Source organism: Sphingomonas sp. GW821-FHT10F09 (assembly GCF_058809195.1).
The window spans coordinates 809,612-830,154 of record NZ_JBXASI010000001.1 but is presented as its reverse complement, the minus strand read 5'-3'; the positions used below and the strand labels follow the sequence as shown (position 1 = coordinate 830,154).

Genomic DNA, 20,543 nt, shown 5'->3' with positions numbered 1-20,543 from the left:
ACTGTTCCCGTCGCGCCGCACACCGCTGGCAAACATATATGGAGAGCGATGCGATGAATGCCCAAGACTTCTACATCGACGGCGCCTGGGTTCCCAGCGAGGGCGGCCGAAGCCATCAGGTCATCGACCCGTCGACCGAACAGCCGGTGACGACGATCACGCTCGGCACGCAGGCCGACGTCGACAAGGCGGTCGCCGCCGCCCGCAAGGCGTTCGACAGCTTCTCGCAGACCAGCCCGGACGAGCGGGCCGACCTGCTCGACCGCATCGTCGAGGCGTATAAGGCGCGCATTCCCGATCTCGCCAAGGCGGTCAGCCAGGAAATGGGCGCGCCGATCGGCTTCGCCCAGGCGGCGCAGGCGCCCGCCGGGCTCGGCCACATCATGGGGGCGGTGAAGGCGCTGCGCGAATTCACCTTCTCCGAACAGGTCGGCAAGGCGCGCGTCGTCCATGAACCGATCGGCGTCGTCGCGATGATTACGCCGTGGAACTGGCCGCTCAACCAGATTTGCGCCAAGGTCGCCCCCGCCCTCGCCGGCGGCAACACGATCGTGCTCAAACCGTCCGAGGAGGCGCCGAGCTGCGCGATGATCCTCGCCGAGATCCTGCACGATGCAGGCGTGCCCGCAGGCGTCTTCAACCTTATCAACGGCGACGGCCCCACCGTCGGTGCGGCGCTGTCGACGCATCCCGACGTCGATATGGTCAGCTTCACCGGATCGACCCGCGCCGGCATCGCGGTGGCGCAGGCCGCCGCCGCGACCGTCAAGCGCGTCCATCAGGAACTGGGCGGCAAGGCCCCCAATCTGGTGCTGGAGGGCGCCGACCTTGCCTCGGTGCTGCCACCGACCTTGCAGGGCGTGCTCGCCAATTCGGGGCAGAGCTGCATCGCCCCCACCCGCCTGCTCGTCCACGAAAGCCAGGCCGACGAGGCGGCGCAGGTCGCGCGGGCGATCTTCGAGGCGACGCCGATCGGCGACCCCGCCGAGATGGGCGCGCACATCGGCCCCGTCGTCAACAAAGCGCAGTTCGACAAGATCCAGGAGCTGATCCAGTCGGCGATCGACGAGGGCGCGACGCTCGTCACCGGTGGACCGGGCCGGCCCGACGGCCGCAACGCGGGCTATTACATCCGCCCGACCGTCTTCGCCGACGTGACGCCCGACATGCGGATCGCGCGCGAGGAGACGTTCGGCCCGGTCGCGACGATCACCCGCTACGGCACGCAGGACGAAGCGATCGCGCTCGCCAACGCCACCGAATACGGCCTGTCCGCCGCCATCTCCGGCGACCCCGCTGCCGCCGCGCGGGTCGCGCCGCGCCTGCGCGCCGGGCTGGTCACCATCAACGCCTGGAGCGGCCCCAGCGGCACCCCGTTCGGCGGCTACAAACAGTCCGGCAACGGCCGCGAAGGCGGCAAATACGGCATCGCCGACTTCATGGAGCTGAAGACGATCGTCGGCGAACCGGCCTGACGCGACGATCGGCCCTTTCTCCCGAGGGGGCCGATCGGGTCGTCACCGCCCCTTGGCGAACCAGATCGTGTGCATCGCGCCCTTGCCGTTGCTGCGCGCGCACACCGTCACCTCGTCCACCTCGAACCCGCCTTCGCGCAGGCGCCGTGCGAAGGCGGCATCCTTGGCCGCGGACCACACCGCCAGCACGCCGCCCGGCCGCAGCGCCGCGCGCGCCGTCGCGAGGCCGCGGGCGGAATAAAGCCGGTCGTTCGCCGCGCGCACCAGCCCGTCCGGCCCGTTGTCGACGTCGAGCAGGATCGCATCATAGCTGCCGCGCCCGGCCGCGATCAGTTCGGCGACGTCGGCGAACTCCACCGCGACTCGGGGATCGTCGAGGCAGCCGTCGGTCAGCGCCGCCATCGGCCCGCGGGCCCAGTCGACGATTTCCGGCACCAGTTCCGCCACCGTCACCCGCGCCTGTCCGCCGAGTCTGGCCAACGCCGCGCGCAACGTGAATCCCATCCCGTACCCGCCGACCAGCAGATGCGGCGCGGGCGTGCGCAGCCGGTCGATCGTCATCACCGCCAGCGCTTCTTCGGACCCGCTCATCCGGCTGTTCATCAACTCGTTGCGCTCGAGCACGATCATGAAATCGCCCCCGCGCCGGAACAGCCGCAGCGGCTCGCCGCCCGGTACTTCGGCCGTCCCCAACAATTCGCGCGGCGTCATGCCCGTGTCACTCCCTCGTGCTGTAACCGCGCCCGTACCGCGCCCCATCCGTCATGGCGATGGCACGTTTTTGGAGAATGGGGCGTTTTGCTCTAACGGACAGTCCGGACGACCACGCACGCCGCGTGGTCGCCGCATAAAACCGACAGGATCTTCACTACCCACATGCCAGCCTACAAGCCCCAGACGTTCCAGGAGCGCGCCGCCCTTTCCGCCCAGGCCAAGCAGGCCGCGCTCGACAAATTGCGCGCCAAGCCCCCGCTCGACCCGGCGATCGTCGCCGAGCGCAAAGCTGCGGCGGACGCGAAGGAAGCCGCGCTCGCCCAGAAGCGTGCGGAAAAGCAGGCCGCCCGCGAACGCGAAATCGCCGAGAAGAAGGCCGCCGCGGAAGCCGCGGCGCTCGCCGCTGCCGAAGCCGCCGCCAAGGCCAAGCCCAAGATCCCGACCGAAGCCGAGATGAAGGCTGCCCGCGACGCCCGCTACGCCGCCCGCAAGCAGCGCGTCGGCAAGCGCTGACAGTGCGTCGGGTCCCGCGGTACGGCCGCGGGACCCACGACCGTCACCCCACTAACCGCCATTACGCACCCGTTCCGCGGTGACTGATCATGCGCGGGAGGCGTGGCGACTCACACATGACATAGCGCGTCGCGCGAACGGGCCATCCCCGCCCCCTCAATAATCCTTCGACACCCGTACGTTGGCGCTCTGCCGCCCCAGCGTCGAGATGCTCGACAGCAGCGACAGCCAGCGCGTCACCTGAAATTCGACCTGGGTCGCGGAATAGCCCTGACCGTCGGTCACGATCTCCGCATACAGCCGCCGCGTCACATATTTGCCCGCCGCGATCGACGTCCCCTGCCCGGTCTGCGGATCGGCCGGCAGGATCCGCAGGCGGTCGAGCCCCGCCGCCCGCCGCACCGCATTGATCGGGTTGAGGCCATTGCCGCCACTTTGCAGCGCCGCCACCGCCGATGCGAGCTGCAACGCCTCCGGTGCCGACAGGCTGGTGATCGACGTGCCGAACAGCAACCGCGACAGCAATTCGTCCTGCGGCAGCGCCGGCACGCTCGAAAAGCCGATCTCTGGCTTCAGCGCGGTCCCCGTCACCCGGATCGACGCGCTGAGCCCGGTGCTGTCCGCATTCGCCTCGATATCCAGCGCCGGATTGGCCGGCACCTCGCCGGCGAAGCGGATGATGCCGCGGCTCAATTCGAACTTGCGGCCGGCGAATTCGTAATCGCCACGCACCATCGTCGCCGTGCCCGTGATCGCCGGATTGGCCGGTTCGCCCGCGATTTCGAGGTCCGCCGACCATTCGCTCGACAGGCCGAGGCCGCTGACGATCACCTTGTCCGCCGCCCTGGCGCGGATCGCCAGCGTCCAGGGCGCGACCGGGGCCTCGTCCTCCTCGCCGCCGTCGGGCAGATTGATCTCGCGGATGTTGAGCCGCGGCACCGCGGTCGCCGCAGTCGCCTGTCCCAGCCGGTAGCGGCTGCGGTTGAGCACGACGTCGCCCGCGATCCGCCCGCCCGACCCGTCGGAGGTGAAGGTCAGCGGCCCGGTCACGGTCGCGCCGATATCGTCGCGGTTGATCATCACCGCGCGATCGGCGGCGAGGCGGATGTCGATGCCGATCCCGTGCGCCGCGGCGAAGTCGAACCCGCCGCTGCCGGTTACCCGTCCGCCCTTGCCGGCGTCGGCGGCGAAGCGGTCGATCTGCAACCGCGATCCGCCGAACCGCCCGTTGGCGACGACGTTGGTCAGCACGGTGCCGGTGTTGGCGCTCTCGATCCGCGCGCCGCTCGCCTGCAAAACGCCGCGGATCACCGGCGCGCCGATCCGGCCGCTGACGTCCGCGCCGATCGCGACCGGACCGGACAGGTCGAACAATTCGACCCCGGTCAACCGCCACAGGGTATCCGCCGGCCCCTGATAGCGCAGCTGCGCGAACAGCGGCGCCGCGACGATCCGGCTGGCGAGGTCGCCCGCGCCCAGCGGCCGCAGCAGCGCCTGCCCGCGCCCGATCGTCTTGCCACCCGACGCCATCACCGCGCGCACGCCCAGTCGGTCCGCGGACAGCGCCGCCGCCAGCCCGACGTCGATCGGCCGCGACGACAGCACCAGCCCGGCGCGGCTCAGCCCGCGGACGGTGACGTTCGCCTTGCCGGTCGGTGCCTGCCCGTCGACCGCGTCGTAGCTGAACGTGCCCGACGCGGTGCCGCTCAGCCCCAGCCGGGGAAAACCGATGTCGAGGATCGCCAGCGGCATCCGCGTCAGCGACGCATCCACCGCGAGTCCTCCCGCCCCGAACCGCCCGCTCACCGCGCCCTCGCCGCCGGCGAAGGCCAGTCTGGTCTGCGCCAGTCGCCAACCGTCGCCGTCGCGCACGATCTCCGCCGGGGTCAGCAGCTTGAGCGGCCGCCGGTCGAGCGTGCCTTCCGCCGCGACGACATAGCGGTCGGGCGACACCTGCGTAACCGTCTGGATGTCGAACGCCCGCCCGCGCGACCCGGCGATCGACGCGCGCACCTCGCCGATCCCGCCGCGCAGCCGCGCATTGCCCGCGAAGCGCGCGAGGCTCAACCGCCCCTGCCGCAGGCCCAGCCCCGTCGCGGTCGCGTCGATCGACGTGCCGGCCGGGTCGAGCAGCATCGTCGCATCCAGCCGCCCGCGCCGCAGCGTCGCGGCATCCAGCCGCGCATTGGCCGCGTCGAGGTGCATCTCGATCCGCTGCACCGTCCCGACCGGCCGGAACAGCAATTCGCCCGACAGGCCGCCGCCGGCGACGCCCAGCCGCCCGGCGAACCCGCCGGTGACGATCGCCAGCCGCCCCGATGCATTGGTCCCGCTCACCGCCAGCCGGTCGACCTGGATCAGGTCGTCGACACCGGGCGGCAGCAGCAGGATCGCGCCCGCGCCGCTGAACGGCCCCAGCCGCGACCCGCCCTCGGCCCGCCACGCAAAGCCCTGCGCCGTCGGGTCGAGGTGCGCGCGCACCTGCGACAGGCCCAGCGTGTCGTTGGGCCGCGCCAGCAGCAGGTCGAGCGTCGGCCGGTCGATCCTGCCGTCCAGCTTCAGCGTCACCGGCCCGTATTGCGTGTGCCGCCCGACCGCCTCGAGATGGAAGGTCTCGTCGCGCCGCCGCAGCCCGTTGCCGCGCAGCGTCAGCCGCGGCGAGGTCAGCACCATGTCCGCGAAATGGAGAACGCCGTCGGGGGTCCGCTCCAGCCCGGTGACGATCCGCGGCAGGCCGCCGGTCAGCGCGCGCAGGAAGCCGTTGTCGAGCCGCACCACCTGCACCGTGCCGCGCCCGACGATCCGCGTGCCGCGTCCGCCCGCGCCCGGCACGACGCGCAGGTCGCTGCGCAGGTCGACGACGCCAAGCCCCTTGATATACAATCGGTTGAGCGTGCCGTTCAGCCCGACCTCATAGCGGCCGGTGGCGAAATCCACCGCCAGCATGATCCGCCCCGCCAGCTTGTCCGAGCGCAGCCGCAAAGCGTCCCCGGTCAGCAGCGAGCCCTTGAGCGTCAGCGGCCCGTCGAGGCTGAGGTTGCGCAGGATACCGCCCGCGACATTGCCGACGCCGGTCACCTCCGCGGCGGCGAAGCGCACCGGCATCGTCAGCGCGCGCTGCCCCAGCCGCCCGCTGCCGGCGAGCCGCACGCCGCGCATCCCGGTCCGGTCGACGCCCAGCCGGTCGGCCCGCAGCCGATAATCAAACCGCGCGGTATCGAAACCGCCGTCGATCACCCCGCGCAGTTCGATGCCGCTGCCGCTCATCGCCGGGATCACCGCGGCGGGGCGCAGCAGCCGCGTCCGGACCCGCACGTTGCGGAAGGCGCTCGCGCCCAGATCGATCAGCCCGGTCGCCTCCGCCGCGATCGCCGGGCTGCGCAGCGACAGCGTGCCGTCCAGCCGGCGCCCGGCGAAGGTCGCGCTGCCGTTCACCAGCACCCGCGGGCTTGCCAGCCGCTGGGCCAGTCCGCCGACCAGCCCGCCGGGTGCCAGCTGCCCCGACAGCGTATAGCGCCCCGCGTCCGCCGCCAGCGCGAGGTCGATCGCGCGAACCTTGCCCGCCCGCCCGACCGCGCGGCCACGCCACCGCGACCAGCTGCCGTCGCCGCCGATATCGAGCCTCAGCGCGCGGCGGACGCCGATGCTGCGTGCCAGCACGCCGCCCGCCGCGCCCGCCGCGCGCACGTCGATGTCGAACCGGTCGCGGTCCGGCTCGGCATCGATGCGCAGCGCCAGCCGGTCCGATCCCGCCACCGCCGCATCGAGCCGCACCAGCGCCCGCCCGCGCCGGATATCCGCCCGGCCCGCGACCCGCCCGATCCGTTCGGTGCCGAGCACGGGTTTCGCCAGCACCAGCCGGTCGATCGCCAGCCGGCCGATGCGGATGTCGAAATCGGGCAGGATCGGCCCGCGTTTCGCCGGTGCGCGCGTGCGCGGCGCGTGGAACAGCGTCGCCTGCGGGATCGCCAGCGCCCGGATCTCCAGCCGGTTGCGGAACCAGAGCCACGGCGTCCAGTCGAGCGTCACCGCCGGCGCCTGCACCAGCAGTCCGTCGAGATCATGGACGCGCACGTCCTTCAGCCGCGCCCGGCCGTACAGCGACCCGTCGATCCGCCCGATGGTGAAGCGCAGCCCGTTGGTGGTCCGGATCGCGCCGATCCGCTCCGCGACCCAGCGATGGCCGATATCGGTATCGACGATCAGCAGCGCGGCGGCGAACACCGCCACCAGCGCCGCCAGCGCCAGCCCGATCCGGCGCAGCCAGCGGCTCAAAACGCCTGTCCCAACGACACATAGACCGCCACCCGGCTATCGCCCGGCTGCGGGTTGAGCGGCGTGCCGACGTCGAGGCGGATCGGCCCGAAGTTGGAATAATAGCGCACGCCGACGCCCGCGCCATATTGGAAGTCGCTCAGCCCGGGCAGCGCGCTGGTATAGATCGTGCCGCCGTCGAGGAACGGCACGATGCCGAAATTGCCGAACGCCTTGACCCGCGCCTCGATCGAGAATTCGGCCAGGCTGCGCCCGCCGATCGGATCGTTGTTGACGTCGCGCGGTCCGATCGCCTGATAGCCATAGCCGCGCACCGACGCGCCGCCGCCCGCGTAGAACCGCCGCGACGGCGCGATGCTGTCGCGCGACGCCCCCAGGATCGATCCCAGCCGGATCCGCTCGGCGAGCACCAGCCCGCTCTTCACCGGCTGATAGGCGCTGCCGTCCAGCTGCATGCGCGCATAGCCGAAGGCGGCGCCCTGCAACGAGAATTCGGGGCTGATCCGCCCGCCCAGCCGGAACCCGCGCCGGGGATCGAGCAGATCGTCGGTGCCGTCGTAATTGAGGCTGGTCGGCGCCGCCGCGATGTAGAAGGTACGCCGCCGTGGCTGCCCGGTCGCGGCGATGACGTCGCGCTCGTCGGAGGTGACCAGCTCGCCGCCCAGCGACCAGGTCCATGCCTTCTGGAAGAAGATCGTCGTCTGCCGCTCCAGCGTCGCCGACAGCGAAAAGGTGTTGGCCTCATAGGCATCGCGCTGGAGGTGCGCGGCGGCGACCTGCGCGGTCAGCACCCGGTCGCGACCCCCGAAATTGTTGCGCCGGAACACCAGGCTGCCCAGTTGTTCGCGCGTCCCCGCCACGCCGCGCACGGTCAGCGCGCCTTCGGGGGGGAACAGGTTGCGATGCGTCCAGCTCAGCTCCGCACGCGCGCCTTCGCCGGTGCCATACCCCACCTCGCCCGCGATCGTCCGCGGCGGCGCCGGCTCCAGCTTCACGCCGATATCGACCGTGCCGGGCAATGTCCCCTCGACCGGTTTCAGCACGACCGACGAGACGAGGCTGGTCTGGATCAGCGCCCGCCGCAGGTCGTCGAGCGATGAGGCGTCATAGGTCTCGCCCGGCACGAAGCGCGCGATCTCCTGCACGTGATGCGCGTCGAACACGCCGTTGCCGGGCAGCGCGACGACGCTGCCGAACCGCCGCTCCGCCCCCGGCGCCACCGCGAGGTCGAGCGTCGCGGTCTTGGTCGCATGATCGACGACGATCTGCGATTCGCCGACATCGGCGAAGGGAAAGCCTTCCTGCCCGATCCGGGTCTTCAGCCGCGCCTCGCCCGCGACGATCGCATCGGCATTGACCGCGTCCTGCGCCTTCACGCCGAAAGCGTCACGCAGCGTCCCCGCCTTGTCCTCCGCCGCCGCGACCCCGCCCAGCGTCACGCCCTTGAAGCGATACAGCGTCCCCGGCTCCGCCTGCAGCACGACGAGCGGCTTCGCCCCCGGCTCGACCCGCGTCGACACCCGCGCATCATAATAGCCCTCGCCGCGCAGCAGCGACTGGAGCAGGTCCGCGTCTTCGCGCGCGCGGCGGTCGATCTGCGCGGCATTGGCGGCGCTGCCGTCGTTCGCGTTGAGCGTCGACAGATCGTCGAAGCGCTGGCGCAGCAGCGGCGTCGCCGCCGCGTCGACCCCGTCGATCCGCCACGCATAGCGCGTCTCGGCAGCGCCGTCGGTCGCCTGCGTCGCGACGGTCGCGCCCGCCTCCGCGCCCAGATCGGGCCAGGCGACGCCGATATCGGGCAGCGGCGCCAGCGGTGCGTTGGGATCGAGCGGCGTCGCCGGGTCGCGCGGAAGGGGCTCGGCGGGCATGGTCTGCGCCGCGGCCGGTCCGGAGAGAAGAAGCATGGCAGTCGCGCCAAGCCCGAACCACCCCACACGCGCCACCATGGCGACGGTCCTAGCGTGCGCGATCCCGCCGCAACAGTCCCATATCAGACCCTTTTCGGATCAAGCGGGCACGGCGACCGTCCAACGGCGACGGCGGCCTCGCAGCGCGCCGCCACTTACTCCCCTTCCAAGGGGGCAGTGACGGGCTTTGGGGTCGACCGCCGGCGGCTGCGACTGGACTCCGCGCCGTCCCGCCCATCAGTGCACCGTGCCGACCGCCTCGTCCGACGCCATCAGCGCGATCAACCGTTCGGTCTGGCGCCAGCGACAGAAATGCAGGTGGTTGCCGATGTCGCGCATCCGTCCCGCCCGGATCGCCGCCTCGACCGGGGCCTCGTCGCCGAAGGTCGCGATCAGCTCCGCAGCCTCGACGACCTGCTGGGCGTCGGCGAGATAAAGGGCGGACATGCGATACTCCCGGGGAACGGTACGGACGTCGCCCATCCTACAATTGCCGTGCCACTTCAACCGCATCGCCCCCACCCGGCGCGCATCGATGGTAAACGGCATCGCCATGCCCGCCCCGCCCTTGTGCCGCCTGTCCCGTCGCGGCACGCTGGCGTCCCGCGACGGGACGTGGCAGGGCGCCGGGCATGGCCGACACTCCTCCTTCCGCCGCGGGCGGCATCCTCATCGCGCTGTGCACGATCGGCGGCACCGTCGTCGGCCTGACCCAGGGCCAGGTGACGATCGGCTTCCTCGCCGGCCTCGTCATCGGCAGTGCGGGCGCTGTGGCGATCTGGCTGCGCGACCGGCGTCGCTGATCAGCGCGGTTCGCGCATCAGCCACACCACGCGGCCGATCACCTCGACCGCGCCGTCCGGGACCGCCGCCGCCGCGGGATTGTCGCTGACCACCGCAAGCCCGGCGCGGGCGCGGCTGACGCGCTTCACCATCACCGCATCGTCGATCCGCACCACGAACACCGCGCCACGCGCATCGGGCAGGCGCCGCGCGCGGTCGACCACGATCAGATCGCCGTCGACCAGCCCCGGCTCCATCGAATCGCCGCGCACCCGCACGATCGCCGCCTGCCCCTCGCGCAGGCCGAGTCGCGTCGCCAGCGCCGGGTCGATCGCCGCCGCGCCGATCGCGATCTCGCCATCGACGAACGCGCCCGGCCCCGCCGACGCGGCGATCGCGAGGCGCGGCAGCGTGAACGGCCGCCGCCCCGGCGCCGCGCCCAGTTCCACCTCGTCGACCCCGAAATAATCCGCCAGCCGGCGCCGGTCGTCGTCGGCCAGCCGCCGCGGCGATCCGCGCGCGACGAACTGCTGGAGATAGGCCGCGTTGCGCCCCAGCATCGCCGACAGCGCCGCCAGGCTGTCGCCCCGCGCCGCCGCCAGCGCCGTCAACCGGCCTCTGGGATCGATCGTCTCCACATGGGATGCGATAGCGTAGGAAATTTTCCTAGACAAGTTGGATCGACCGGAACAGATCGCGAACAGAACAGATGGACTCGTGAGGGAATCGATGTGCCTGCTCATCAAGATCGACCGCTATCTCCGCCACACCGGCATGTCGCGCAGCCAGTTCGGCCGCCTTTCGATCAACGATCCGCGCCTCGTCACCGACATGATGCGCGGCCGGGTGATCGGGCCGGAGAATGTCGCGCGGATCGAACGCTTCATGGCCGGGCGGCAGGCATGATCCTGCGCGCGTTGGCTGCCGACGCGCGGCCCCATGGCATGACGCTGGCCCTGTGCGACGCCGTCGAGCGGCCATGGTCCAGCGCCACCTTCACCGGCGCGCGGCTCGACCTCGTCCTCGCGATCGACGGCGCCGATCCCGCCGCATGGCTCGCCGCCTTGCCCGAGGCCGAGTTGCCGGTCCCCGGCCGGCTCGTCGCCGACCTCGCCGTCGTCGCCGCCACCGCCACCACCGCGACGCTGGAGGTGCTGCTGCTGGAGACATGAGAGAAGGCCCGCTACAGCTGCCCGCCATGACGATCACCTATCGCAGCTACCTGCGCCTGCCCGAACTGCTCGCCGTCCAGACGCCGCTCAGCGACGTCCATGACGAATTGCTGTTCGTCACCATCCATCAGGCGTCGGAGCTGTGGATGAAACTCTGCCTCCACGAGCTGGGCGAGGCGCGCCGCCGCATCGCCGCCGACGACCTGCCGCCGGCGCTCAAGATGATGGCGCGCGTCAGCCGCATCCAGACGCAGCTGATCCAGTCGTGGGAGGTGCTGGCGACGATGACGCCGGCGGATTACGCGGCGATGCGCGGCAGCCTCGGCACCAGCTCGGGCTTCCAGTCCGACCAGTATCGCCAGCTCGAATTCATCATGGGCAACCGCAATTCGGCGATGGTCGCGGTGTTCGAGGAGGCGGAGGTCCGCGACCGCCTGTCCGCCGAACTGGCCCGGCCGAGCCTGTACGACGAGGCGCTGCGCCTGCTCGCCCGCCGCGGCCTGCCGGTGCCGCCCGACCGGCTCGACCGCGACTTCGCCACCATCGCCGCGCCGTCGCGCGCGGTCGAGGCATGCTGGGCCACCGTCTACGGCGATCCGTCCGCCTGGTGGGACCTGTACGAACTCGCCGAGAAACTGGTCGACCTCGAATATCACGTCCAGCTCTGGCGGTTCGGCCATCTCAAGACGGTGGAGCGCGTCATCGGCTTCAAGACCGGCACCGGCGGCACCGCGGGCGTGCCCTATCTCGCGCGCGTCGTCGAACAGCGCTTCTTCCCCGAATTGCTCGACGTCCGCACCAGCCTGTGACGCCCCGGCATGTGACCCGAAAACCACAGTGCTGCACTGCACCCAACATGACGCGGATTTCATTTTGATATAACGTAACATGACCGGTAAGAGACGGCGCATTCGCACCCCAGCCTGTTTCCCGGAGTATCGATGCTGAAGTTCACCCTGCTCGCCGGCGCCGCCCTCATCGCCAGTCCCGCCGTCGCGCAAACTGCGGAACAGCCCGCTCCGGCGACCGCCGCCGCGCCGCAGGGCCGCGACATCATCGTCACCGCCGCGCTGCCGCAGAGCGAGCGCGACGTGCTGCAGGGCACCTCGGTCATCTCGGGCGAGGAACTGACCCGCAACCTGCGCCCGACGATCGGCGAAACGCTCGCCCGCCAGCCCGGCGTGTCGGCGACGTCCTTCGGTCCCAGCGCGTCGCGGCCGATCCTGCGTGGCTTCCAGGGCGATCGCATCCGCGTGCTGACCGACGGCATCGGCTCGATCGACGTCAGCAACACCAGCGTCGACCATGCCGTCATCATCGACCCCCTGCTCGCCGAGCGGATCGAGGTGCTGCGCGGCCCGTCGGCGCTGCTGTTCGGCTCGTCCGCGGTCGGCGGCGTCGTCAACGTCATCGACACCCGCATCCCGCGCAGCGTCCCCGAGAACGGCTATCGCCTCAACGGCATCGCCAATTACGGCTCGGCCGCGGACGAACGCTCGGGCGGTGCCGCCGGCGATGTCGCGGTCGGCGAGCACCTCGTCCTCCACGCCGACGGATCGTACCTCAAGGCGAACGACCTGCGCACCGGCAAGGGCTATCTGCTCTCCCCCGCCGCCCGCGCCGCCGCGCTGAGCCAGGTCGGCCTGCCGCAGGAGGGCGACGAACCGATCGACTTCGCCGCCTCCGCCGCGCTGCGCAACCGCCTGCCCAATTCGGCGGCGGAGACGTGGACCGCGGGCGCGGGCGCGTCGATCATCACCGACACCGGCAACCTCGGCGTCTCCTACAGCCATTACGACAGCCTCTACGGCGTCCCCATCCGCTACGCGACCGCGGTCGGCCAGGAGCAGGAGGCCCCCCGCCTCTCCGTCGTCCAGAACCGCGTCGACCTGCGCGGCGAGGTCAACACCGGCGGCGGCTTCCTCGACAAGATCCGCATTCGCGCTGGCCAGGCGACCTACCGCCATTTCGAGCTGGAGGAGGACGGCAGCGTCGGCACCGCCTTCTACAACAAGGGGCTCGAGGGGCGGCTCGAGGTCGTCCAGGCCAATCGCGGCGGCTGGCAGGGCGCGAGCGGCGTCCAGTATTTCAACCGCATCTTCAACGTCGTCGGCGACGAGGCCTTCCTGCCGAAGAACGAAACCAACCAGACCGGCTTCTTCACGCTGCAACAATATAGCGCGGGTCCGTTCCGCGCCGAGGGTGGCCTGCGCTACGAACTGACCGACGTCGCCGGGCGCGTACCGGCCGGCAACGACCGCTTCTTCGGCGGCAACCGCCATTTCGAGGCGCTGTCCGGCTCGATCGGCGCGTCCTACGCGATCAGCGACGGCATCCGCATCGGCCTCAACGGTTCGCGCACCGAACGCGCGCCGTCGGCAGAAGAACTGCTCGCTAACGGTCCGCATGCCGGCACGCAGGCCTATGAGCTTGGCAGCCCCGACTTCCGCCTCGAAAAATCATGGGGCCTCGAGGCGACGCTGCACGCGCATGGCGACGGCTACAGCTTCGATGCCTCCGCCTATTACAACTGGTTCTCCAACTATATCTCGGAAAACCGCGTCGATCCCTCGGTCTGCCTGACCCGCACCGACGAACTCGATGGCCTGCCCTGCTTCCAGTATCAGCAGGGCGACGCGCGCTATTACGGGTTCGAGGCCGACGCCTCGGTGCGCCTCGCGCAGATCGGCGGCTATGCGATCAACGCCGACCTGCTCGGCGATTACGTCCACGCCAATATCGTCGATTCCGGCCCCGTTCCCCGCATCCCGCCCGCGCGCGTGCTCGGCGGGATCGAGGCGCAGGGCGACCGCCTCGGCGGCCGGGTCGAGGTCGAGCACGTCTTCCCGCAGAACCGCCTCGCCGCGTTCGAGACGCGCACCGACGATTACACGATGGTCAATGCCAGCGCCTCGATCAGCCCGTTCGGCAAGGACAGCAAGACCAGCCTGCTGCTTTCGGCGAACAACCTGTTCGACGTCGTCGCGCGCCGCCATTCAAGCTTCCTCAAGGATTTCGCACCGCTCGCCGGCCGCGACATCCGCGTGACGCTCCGCTTCGGGCTGTAAGGCCTCTCCGAACACCCCCGTCACCCCGGACGTGGTCCGGGGTGGCGGGAGACACGCACCCCTTGCCCCCTCCCTCATTCCCCCGTACCGCATCTTCAAAAGGAGACGATGCGATGGCCGGCATGGGCAAGTTCGACTGGGCCGATCCCTTCCTGCTCGACGATCAGTTGAGCGAGGACGAACGGATGATCCGCGACACCGCGCGCAGCTATGCGCAGGACAGGCTCGCGCCGCGGATCGTCGAGGCGTTCCAGCATGAGCACACCGACCCCGAAATCTTCCGCGAGATGGGCGAGCTCGGCCTGCTTGGGCCGACGGTGCCGGAGGAATATGGCGGCGTCGGTGCGGGTTACGTCGCCTATGGCCTCGTCGCGCGCGAGGTCGAGCGGATCGATTCGGGCTATCGCTCGATGATGAGCGTCCAGTCCAGCCTCGTCATGTATCCGATCCATGCCTATGGCTCCGAAGAGCAGAAGCGCACCTTCCTGCCGAAGCTCGCCAGCGGCGAATATATCGGTTGCTTCGGCCTGACCGAACCCGACGCCGGCTCCGATCCCGGCGGCATGACCACCCGCGCCCGCCAGGTCGAGGGCGGCTACGTCCTCTCCGGCGCCAAGACCTGGATTTCGAATTCGCCGATCGCCGACGTCTTCGTCGTCTGGGCCAAATCCGACGCGCACGACGGCGCGATCCGCGGCTTCATCCTGACCAAGGGCATGAAGGGCCTGTCCGCGCCCAAGATCGAGGGCAAGCTGTCCCTGCGCGCCTCGATCACCGGCGGCATCGTCATGGAGGACGTCGAGGTCGGCGAAGACGCGCTGCTGCCCAACGTCGCCGGGCTGAAGGGGCCGTTCGGCTGCCTCAACCGCGCCCGCTACGGCATCAGCTGGGGCGCGCTCGGCGCGGCCGAATTCTGCTTCCACGCCGCGCGGCAATATGGCCTGGACCGCAAGCAGTTCGGCACGCCGCTCGCCGGTCGCCAGCTCTACCAGAAGAAGCTCGCCGACATGGAGACGGAAATCGCGCTCGGCCTGCAGGCGTCGCTGCGCGTCGGCCGGCTGATGGACGAAGGCCGCTTCGCGCCCGAAATGGTGTCGATCGTCAAGCGGAACAACGTTGGCAAGGCGCTCGATATCGCCCGGATGGCGCGCGACATGCACGGCGGCAACGGCATTTCGGGCGAATATCAGGTCATGCGCCACGCGATGAACCTCGAAACGGTGAACACCTACGAAGGCGCGCACGACGTCCACGCCCTCATCCTCGGCCGCGCGATCACCGGCATCGCGGCGTTCTGACGGTGTCCGTCATTGCGACCAAAGCGAAGCAATCCGGAGCCGAACCAAGACGCGCTGGATTGCCGCGCTACGCCCGCAATGACGAACGGCGGCCGGCCGATGCCTGACCACCCCCTCTCCGGCCTCAAGGTCCTCGAACTCGCCCGCATCCTCGCCGGGCCATGGGCAGGCCAGGTCCTTGCCGACCTCGGCGCGACCGTCACCAAGGTCGAATCCCCCGCCGGCGACGACACCCGCCGCTGGGGGCCGCCCTTCGTCGACACTGCGGACGGGACGCAGGACGCCGCCTATTTCCACGCCTGCAACCGCGGCAAGACCAGCCATGTCATCGACTTCACCACCGCCGACGGGCAGGCGCAGGTCCGCGCCCTCGCCGCCGAGGCCGATGTGCTGATCGAGAATTTCAAGGTCGGCGGCCTCGCCCGATACGGCCTCGATTACGCCAGCCTCTCCGCCCTCAATCCGCGCCTCGTCTATTGCTCGATCACCGGCTTCGGGCAGGACGGCCCCTATGCCCCGCGCGCGGGCTACGATTTCATCGTGCAGGGGATGAGCGGGATGATGGACCTGACCGGCGAACCCGCCGGCGCCCCGCAGAAGATCGGCGTCGCCATGGCCGACATCACCACCGGCCTCTATGCCGTCATCGCCATCCAGGCCGCGCTCGCGATGCGCGAGCGGACCGGCCGCGGCCAGCAGATCGACATGGCGCTGCTCGACACGATGACCGGCGTCCTCGCCAACCAGGCGGCGAACTACTTCGGCAGCGGCGTTACCCCGACCCGCGTCGGCAACGCGCATGTCAACGTCTGCCCCTATGCCGTGTTCGAGACGGCCGACGGATGGTTCATCCTCGCGGTCGGCAACGACGGCCAGTTCCGCCGCTTCTGCGCCGTCGTCGGCCTCGACGCGGCGGACCCGCGCTACGCCACCAACGCGCTCCGGCTGGCGCATCGCGAACCGCTGTTCGACGCGATCACCGCCGCCACCCGCCGCTTCGACCGCGACGACCTGCTCGCCCGGCTGGAGGCCGCAGGCGTTCCCGCCGGCCCGATCAACACCGTCGAACAGGCCCTGCACGACCCGCAGGTCGTCGCCCGCGGCATGGTTCTCGACCTCGAACCGATCAAGGGTCTGCGCACCCCGATCCGCTTCTCCGACGCGGACCTCGCCACCGGCCGCCCCGCTCCGGCGCTGAATTCCGGGGCACGTACGGGATTGGATACGTCCCGATAGCATAGCGCGGCCAGCGTCCGTCACGGCATCGACCCCAGCCATAACATTTGTTGTGCTCGGTCGCGACCCGACCTAGTCTCTTCGGAAAAACAGGGAGAGACACCATGGCCCCGCCCCCGCTTGCCGGCCTGCGCATCGTCGAGATGGCCGGGATCGGCCCCGGCCCGTTCTGCGGCATGATGCTCGCCGATCACGGCGCGGAGGTCATCCGCATCGACCGCGGCATCCAGCCCGCCTTCAGCGATCCCACGAAGGACCCCCTGCTCCGCTCGCGCCGGTCGATCGCGCTCGATCTCAAGACGCCGCAGGGCATCGCCGCGGTCCGCCGCATCGCCGCCACCGCCGATGGCCTGATCGAGGGCTTCCGCCCCGGCGTGATGGAGCGGCTCGGCCTCGGCCCCGACCGGCTGCTCGCCGACAATCCGCGCCTCGTCTATGGCCGCATGACCGGCTGGGGGCAGGACGGCCCGCTGGCGCAGGAGCCGGGCCACGACATCAACTATATCGCGCTGTCGGGCGCGCTTCACGCCTTCGGGCGGGCGGGCGACCGGCCGATGCCGCCGATCAACATGGTCGGCGATTTCGGCGGCGGCGGCATGCTGCTCGCCTTCGGCATGCTCGCCGCCCTGCTCCACGCGCAGCGCAGCGGCGAGGGGCAGGTCGTCGATGCCGCCATGACCGAAGGGTCGGCCCTGCTGATGAGCATGATCTGGGGCTTTCGCGCGATGGGCCGGTGGAACGACGCGCGCGGCACCAATTTGCTCGACGGCGGCGCGCCCTTCTACGACACCTATGCGTGCGCCGACGGCAAATGGATCGCGGTCGGCGCGATCGAGCCCGCCTTCTACGCCGCGCTCCGCCGCGTCCTCGCGCTCGACGACCCGATCTGGACCCGCCAGTTCGATCCCGCCGCATGGCCCGCGATGCGCGAGGCGCTCGCCGCGCGCTTCCTGACCCGCAGCCGCGACGCCTGGGTCGCGGCCTTCGTGGGCAGCGAGGCCTGCGTCACGCCGGTCCTCGATGCGGCCGAAGCCCCAGCGCATCCCCACAACCGGCACCGCGCGATGCTGCCGACGGCGGGCGGCGTCACCCAGCCCGCCCCGGCACCGCGCTATTCCGCCAGCACCACCGTCCCGCCGATGATGGCGACCGCCCGCGACGATGCCGCGGCGCTCGCCGATCTGGGCTTCTCGGCGGCGGAGATCGCCGAACTCGGGCTTTAGGCCGCCCGCTCCGCCTCGACCACCGGACGCCGTGCGTAGAGGCCGTAAGCGAAGATGATCGCGTAGCAGACCGCGGGCAGCAGCAGCGAAAACTGCATCGACCCGGTGATGTCGGCGATCAGGCCGGTCAGCGGCGGCACGATCGCCCCGCCGACGATCGCCGTCGCGATTACGCCCGATCCCTCGGCCGCGCGCTTGCCCAGCCCCTCGCTCGCGAGGCTGAAGATCGTCGGGAACATCACCGCGTTCATCAGCCCGATCGCCAGCAGCGTATAGCCCGCCAGCACGCCGGTGGTGTTGGCGGAGATCAGGATCAGCGCGATCGCGCCGGTCGCCACCGTCGCCAGCACCTTGCCCGGCGCGACGCGGGTCAGCACGTACGACCCGATGAAACGGCCGACCAGCGCACCGCCCCAGTAATAAGCGACGTAATTGCCCGCCGCCTGATCGCTGATCCCGAACACGGACGATTGCATCAGATAGAGGACGATGACCGATCCGATCGCCACTTCCGCCCCGACGTAGAGGAAGATGCACGCCGCCCCCATCGCGAAGCGCGGGCGCTTGAGCAGGGTGAAGGCGTGGAAGATGCTGCCGGTGTGATCCTGTTCCTCGTTCAGCCGGTTGCGACGGGTCCACACCACCGCGGCGATCACCGCCAGCGCGACCGCGAGGCCCAGATAGGTGTGGACGATGACCTGCGAGGCTTCCTGCCGATAGGCAACCAGCGCCGCGCCGGACAGCGACGCCGCGCTGACGCTGGCGAGGCCGCCGAGGATCAGCGCCGACCCGACGCGCGGAAAGATCGTCGTGCCGAGCGAGTTGAACGCCTGCGCGAATGTCAGCCGGCTCGACGCCGTCTCGGGCTTGCCGAGCAGCGAGATCAGCGGATTGGCCACCACCTGCACGATGGTGATCCCCGCCCCGAGCACGAACAGCGCGACCAGGAACATGCCGAACGTCGCGCTCTTGGCGGCGGGGATGAACAGCAAACAGCCGACCATCATCGTGACGAGGCCGATCGAGGCGGTGCGCATATAGCCCGCCCGCCGCACGATCGCCGCGGCCGGCAGCGAGAACAGCGCATAGGCGAGGAAGAACGCCGACTGGACCAGCATCGACGTCGCGTGGTCGAGCGTGAACAGCTCCTTCAGCTTCGGGATGATGATGTCGTTGAGGCTGGTGATGCCGCCGAAGATGAAGAACAGCGCGATGACGAACACGCGCAGGTCGGGGGCGTCATAGCCGTGGCTCGCGTCGCCCGACGCGCCGGCAGTGCTGGTATCGATGTGCATGGCCATAGGAAAGGCAGCCTCTTGGGATCGTTTGCCCCGGCATAGGCGGCGTCCACCGCCGCTGGCAAGCCGTTCAGCCGAAGCGGAATCCGGACACCGCCCAGCCGATCACCACGTCGCGATAGTCGCGCACCGCCGGCCCGTCGCCCCCTGCGCCGAGCGCCACCATCAGCGGGAGCAGATGCTCCGCCTCGGGATGCGCGAAGCGGGCATGCGGCAGCGACTCCCAGTCGGCGACCCGCGCCGCCCGACGGGCCGGGTCGGGATCGGTCGCCGCGTCGGCCAGCGCCGCATCCCATTGCGTCGCCACCGGCGTCACCTGCGATCCACGGGCGCGCATGTTATGGAAACTCATCCCCGATCCGACGATCAGCACCCCCTCGTCGCGCAGCGGCGCCAGCGCGCGGCCGATGGCGATATGCGCCGCGGGGTCGAGGTCGGCGCGCAGCGACATCTGCACCAGCGGGATATCCGCGGCGGGGTTCGCGACCATCATCGGGATGAAGACGCCATGGTCCCAGCCCCGCTCCGCCTCCTCGGCGACGGCATGGCCCGCACCGCGCAGCAGGTCCGCCGCCCGGCGCGCCACCGCCGGCGCCCCCGGCGCGTCCCAGCGCAGGCGGTAGGTGTGGTTGGGAAAGCCGTGGTAATCGAACAACAACGCCGGCTGCTCGCCGACATGCACGGTCACCTCCTGCGTCTCCCAGTGACCGGATACCATCAGGATCGCGCGCGGCCGTTCGGGCAGCGACCCGATCAGCCCGGCCAGATAGGCCTGCATCGGCCGCCACATCGGATCGGGCGGGCCGCCGTCCGGGTCCATGAAGAAACAGGGGCCGCCGCCATGCGGCACGAACAGCGTCGGAAGCGTCATCGTGCCAAGGTCGGCGCGATCGATGCCTGCTGCAATCGTCTGGATCGAAACGCCGCGTTTCGCCTAAGAGGGCGCCATGTCGCGCCTCACCGTCAACAACCAGCCGGTCGAATATCGCCTCGACCCCGCGACGCCGCTGCTATGGGCGTTGCGCGACGCATCGAACCTGACGGGGACCAAATACGGCTGCGGCACCGGCCATTGCGGCGCCTGCACGGTCGATATCGACGGCCGCGCGGTTCTGTCCTGCCAAGTCCCGGTCGGCAGCGTCGAGGGCACGTACGTCACCACGATCGAAGGGCTGTCGCGCGAGCGCAACCATCCGCTCCAGCTCGCCTTCATCGCCGCCAGCGTCCCGCAATGCGGCTTCTGCATCCCCGGCATCATCATGGCGGCGTCGGTGCTGCTCAAACATAATACCGACCCCGGCGAGGCGGATATCCGCGCCGCGATCCGCAACATCTGCCGCTGCGGCATCTATCCGCGCCTGATCGAGGCGATCCAGCGCGCCGGCCGCGCCGCGCGCGGCGAGGAGACGATCGCCGCGGGCGCCCGCCCCGGCATCGACCCCGCCGATGCGGCGCGCATCGTCCCCGCGCTCGTGCCGCCGCCGCGCGAGACGACGGGCGAATAGCTGTCGGAACGCTGACGAACCAATTCAGCTTCGGCACACGACGGCGGGCGTAGACGGGTCCCATCATCGGAGCCGG

18 protein-coding genes are annotated in these 20,543 nt (G+C 70.4%); 11 read left to right on the top strand and 7 right to left on the bottom strand.

The window, feature by feature from the left end:
- Nucleotides 1-53: 53 nt before the first annotated feature.
- Nucleotides 54-1,475, top strand: coding sequence for an aldehyde dehydrogenase family protein (locus AC1RTO_RS03975; protein ID WP_493159602.1), 1,422 nt, complete (start codon nt 54-56; stop codon nt 1,473-1,475).
- Nucleotides 1,476-1,517: 42 nt separating this feature from the next.
- Here the strand turns inward: AC1RTO_RS03975 and AC1RTO_RS03970 are convergent, their stop codons facing one another.
- Nucleotides 1,518-2,186: a spermidine synthase gene (locus AC1RTO_RS03970; protein ID WP_493159601.1), complete on the bottom strand. Its 669-nt coding sequence runs from the start codon at nt 2,184-2,186 to the stop codon at nt 1,518-1,520.
- A gap of 165 nt (nt 2,187-2,351) precedes the next feature.
- Between AC1RTO_RS03970 and AC1RTO_RS03965 the strand changes: the two genes are divergently transcribed.
- Nucleotides 2,352-2,702 carry a DUF6481 family protein gene (locus AC1RTO_RS03965; RefSeq protein WP_293878176.1) on the top strand — a complete coding sequence of 117 codons (351 nt, stop codon included), beginning with the start codon at nt 2,352-2,354 and terminating at the stop codon, nt 2,700-2,702.
- Nucleotides 2,703-2,858: 156 nt separating this feature from the next.
- On the opposite strand, the gene AC1RTO_RS03960 is transcribed toward AC1RTO_RS03965, so the two are convergent.
- The 3 genes from AC1RTO_RS03960 to AC1RTO_RS03950 form a co-directional block, all read right to left on the bottom strand.
- Nucleotides 2,859-6,977 carry a translocation/assembly module TamB domain-containing protein gene (locus AC1RTO_RS03960; RefSeq protein WP_493159600.1) on the bottom strand — a complete coding sequence of 1,373 codons (4,119 nt, stop codon included), beginning with the start codon at nt 6,975-6,977 and terminating at the stop codon, nt 2,859-2,861.
- Complete coding sequence (locus AC1RTO_RS03955; RefSeq protein ID WP_493159599.1) at nt 6,974-8,923, bottom strand: autotransporter assembly complex protein TamA; 1,950 nt, start codon at nt 8,921-8,923, stop codon at nt 6,974-6,976. The genes AC1RTO_RS03960 and AC1RTO_RS03955 overlap by 4 nt, the downstream gene beginning before the upstream one ends.
- A gap of 198 nt (nt 8,924-9,121) precedes the next feature.
- Nucleotides 9,122-9,439, bottom strand: coding sequence for a hypothetical protein (locus tag AC1RTO_RS03950; RefSeq protein ID WP_493159598.1), 318 nt, complete (start codon nt 9,437-9,439; stop codon nt 9,122-9,124).
- A 77-nt stretch (nt 9,440-9,516) separates the two neighbouring features.
- Between AC1RTO_RS03950 and AC1RTO_RS03945 the strand changes: the two genes are divergently transcribed.
- Nucleotides 9,517-9,687, top strand: a complete 171-nt coding sequence (locus AC1RTO_RS03945; RefSeq protein ID WP_493159597.1) for a hypothetical protein — start codon at nt 9,517-9,519, stop codon at nt 9,685-9,687.
- On the opposite strand, the gene AC1RTO_RS03940 is transcribed toward AC1RTO_RS03945, so the two are convergent.
- On the bottom strand, nt 9,688-10,305 hold the full coding sequence (locus tag AC1RTO_RS03940) for a S24 family peptidase (RefSeq protein ID WP_493159596.1): 618 nt from the start codon (nt 10,303-10,305) through the stop codon (nt 9,688-9,690).
- 91 nt (nt 10,306-10,396) lie between these two features.
- Between AC1RTO_RS03940 and AC1RTO_RS03935 the strand changes: the two genes are divergently transcribed.
- The 7 genes from AC1RTO_RS03935 (at nt 10,397) to AC1RTO_RS03905 (ending at nt 17,664) form a co-directional block, all read left to right on the top strand.
- Nucleotides 10,397-10,573: a hypothetical protein gene (locus AC1RTO_RS03935; protein WP_493159595.1), complete on the top strand. Its 177-nt coding sequence runs from the start codon at nt 10,397-10,399 to the stop codon at nt 10,571-10,573.
- The gene (locus AC1RTO_RS03930) at nt 10,570-10,839 is read left to right on the top strand and encodes a hypothetical protein (RefSeq protein ID WP_493159594.1); all 270 of its coding nucleotides are present in this window, start codon (nt 10,570-10,572) and stop codon (nt 10,837-10,839) included. The genes AC1RTO_RS03935 and AC1RTO_RS03930 overlap by 4 nt, the downstream gene beginning before the upstream one ends.
- Nucleotides 10,840-10,865: 26 nt before the next feature.
- Nucleotides 10,866-11,648, top strand: a complete 783-nt coding sequence (locus AC1RTO_RS03925; protein WP_493159593.1) for a tryptophan 2,3-dioxygenase — start codon at nt 10,866-10,868, stop codon at nt 11,646-11,648.
- A 132-nt stretch (nt 11,649-11,780) separates the two neighbouring features.
- A complete protein-coding gene (locus AC1RTO_RS03920; protein ID WP_493159592.1) occupies nt 11,781-13,907 on the top strand; it encodes a TonB-dependent receptor in 2,127 nt (708 codons plus the stop codon).
- 113 nt (nt 13,908-14,020) lie between these two features.
- Nucleotides 14,021-15,205 (top strand): acyl-CoA dehydrogenase, encoded by a 1,185-nt coding sequence (locus AC1RTO_RS03915; protein ID WP_493159591.1) that lies wholly within the window; start codon nt 14,021-14,023, stop codon nt 15,203-15,205.
- Between the two features lie 99 nt (nt 15,206-15,304).
- Nucleotides 15,305-16,441 (top strand): CaiB/BaiF CoA transferase family protein, encoded by a 1,137-nt coding sequence (locus tag AC1RTO_RS03910; protein WP_493159590.1) that lies wholly within the window; start codon nt 15,305-15,307, stop codon nt 16,439-16,441.
- A gap of 104 nt (nt 16,442-16,545) precedes the next feature.
- Entirely contained in the window at nt 16,546-17,664 is a 1,119-nt protein-coding gene (locus AC1RTO_RS03905; protein ID WP_493159589.1) for a CaiB/BaiF CoA transferase family protein, read from the top strand.
- Here the strand turns inward: AC1RTO_RS03905 and AC1RTO_RS03900 are convergent.
- Entirely contained in the window at nt 17,661-18,965 is a 1,305-nt protein-coding gene (locus AC1RTO_RS03900) for a sugar MFS transporter (protein ID WP_493159588.1), read from the bottom strand. The genes AC1RTO_RS03905 and AC1RTO_RS03900 overlap by 4 nt on opposite strands.
- Before the next feature lie 67 nt (nt 18,966-19,032).
- Nucleotides 19,033-19,833, bottom strand: a complete 801-nt coding sequence (locus tag AC1RTO_RS03895) for a DODA-type extradiol aromatic ring-opening family dioxygenase (RefSeq protein WP_493159587.1) — start codon at nt 19,831-19,833, stop codon at nt 19,033-19,035.
- A gap of 76 nt (nt 19,834-19,909) precedes the next feature.
- On the opposite strand from AC1RTO_RS03895, the gene AC1RTO_RS03890 reads away from it, so the two are divergent.
- Nucleotides 19,910-20,467 (top strand): (2Fe-2S)-binding protein, encoded by a 558-nt coding sequence (locus AC1RTO_RS03890; protein WP_493159586.1) that lies wholly within the window; start codon nt 19,910-19,912, stop codon nt 20,465-20,467.
- Nucleotides 20,468-20,543 lie beyond the last annotated feature (76 nt).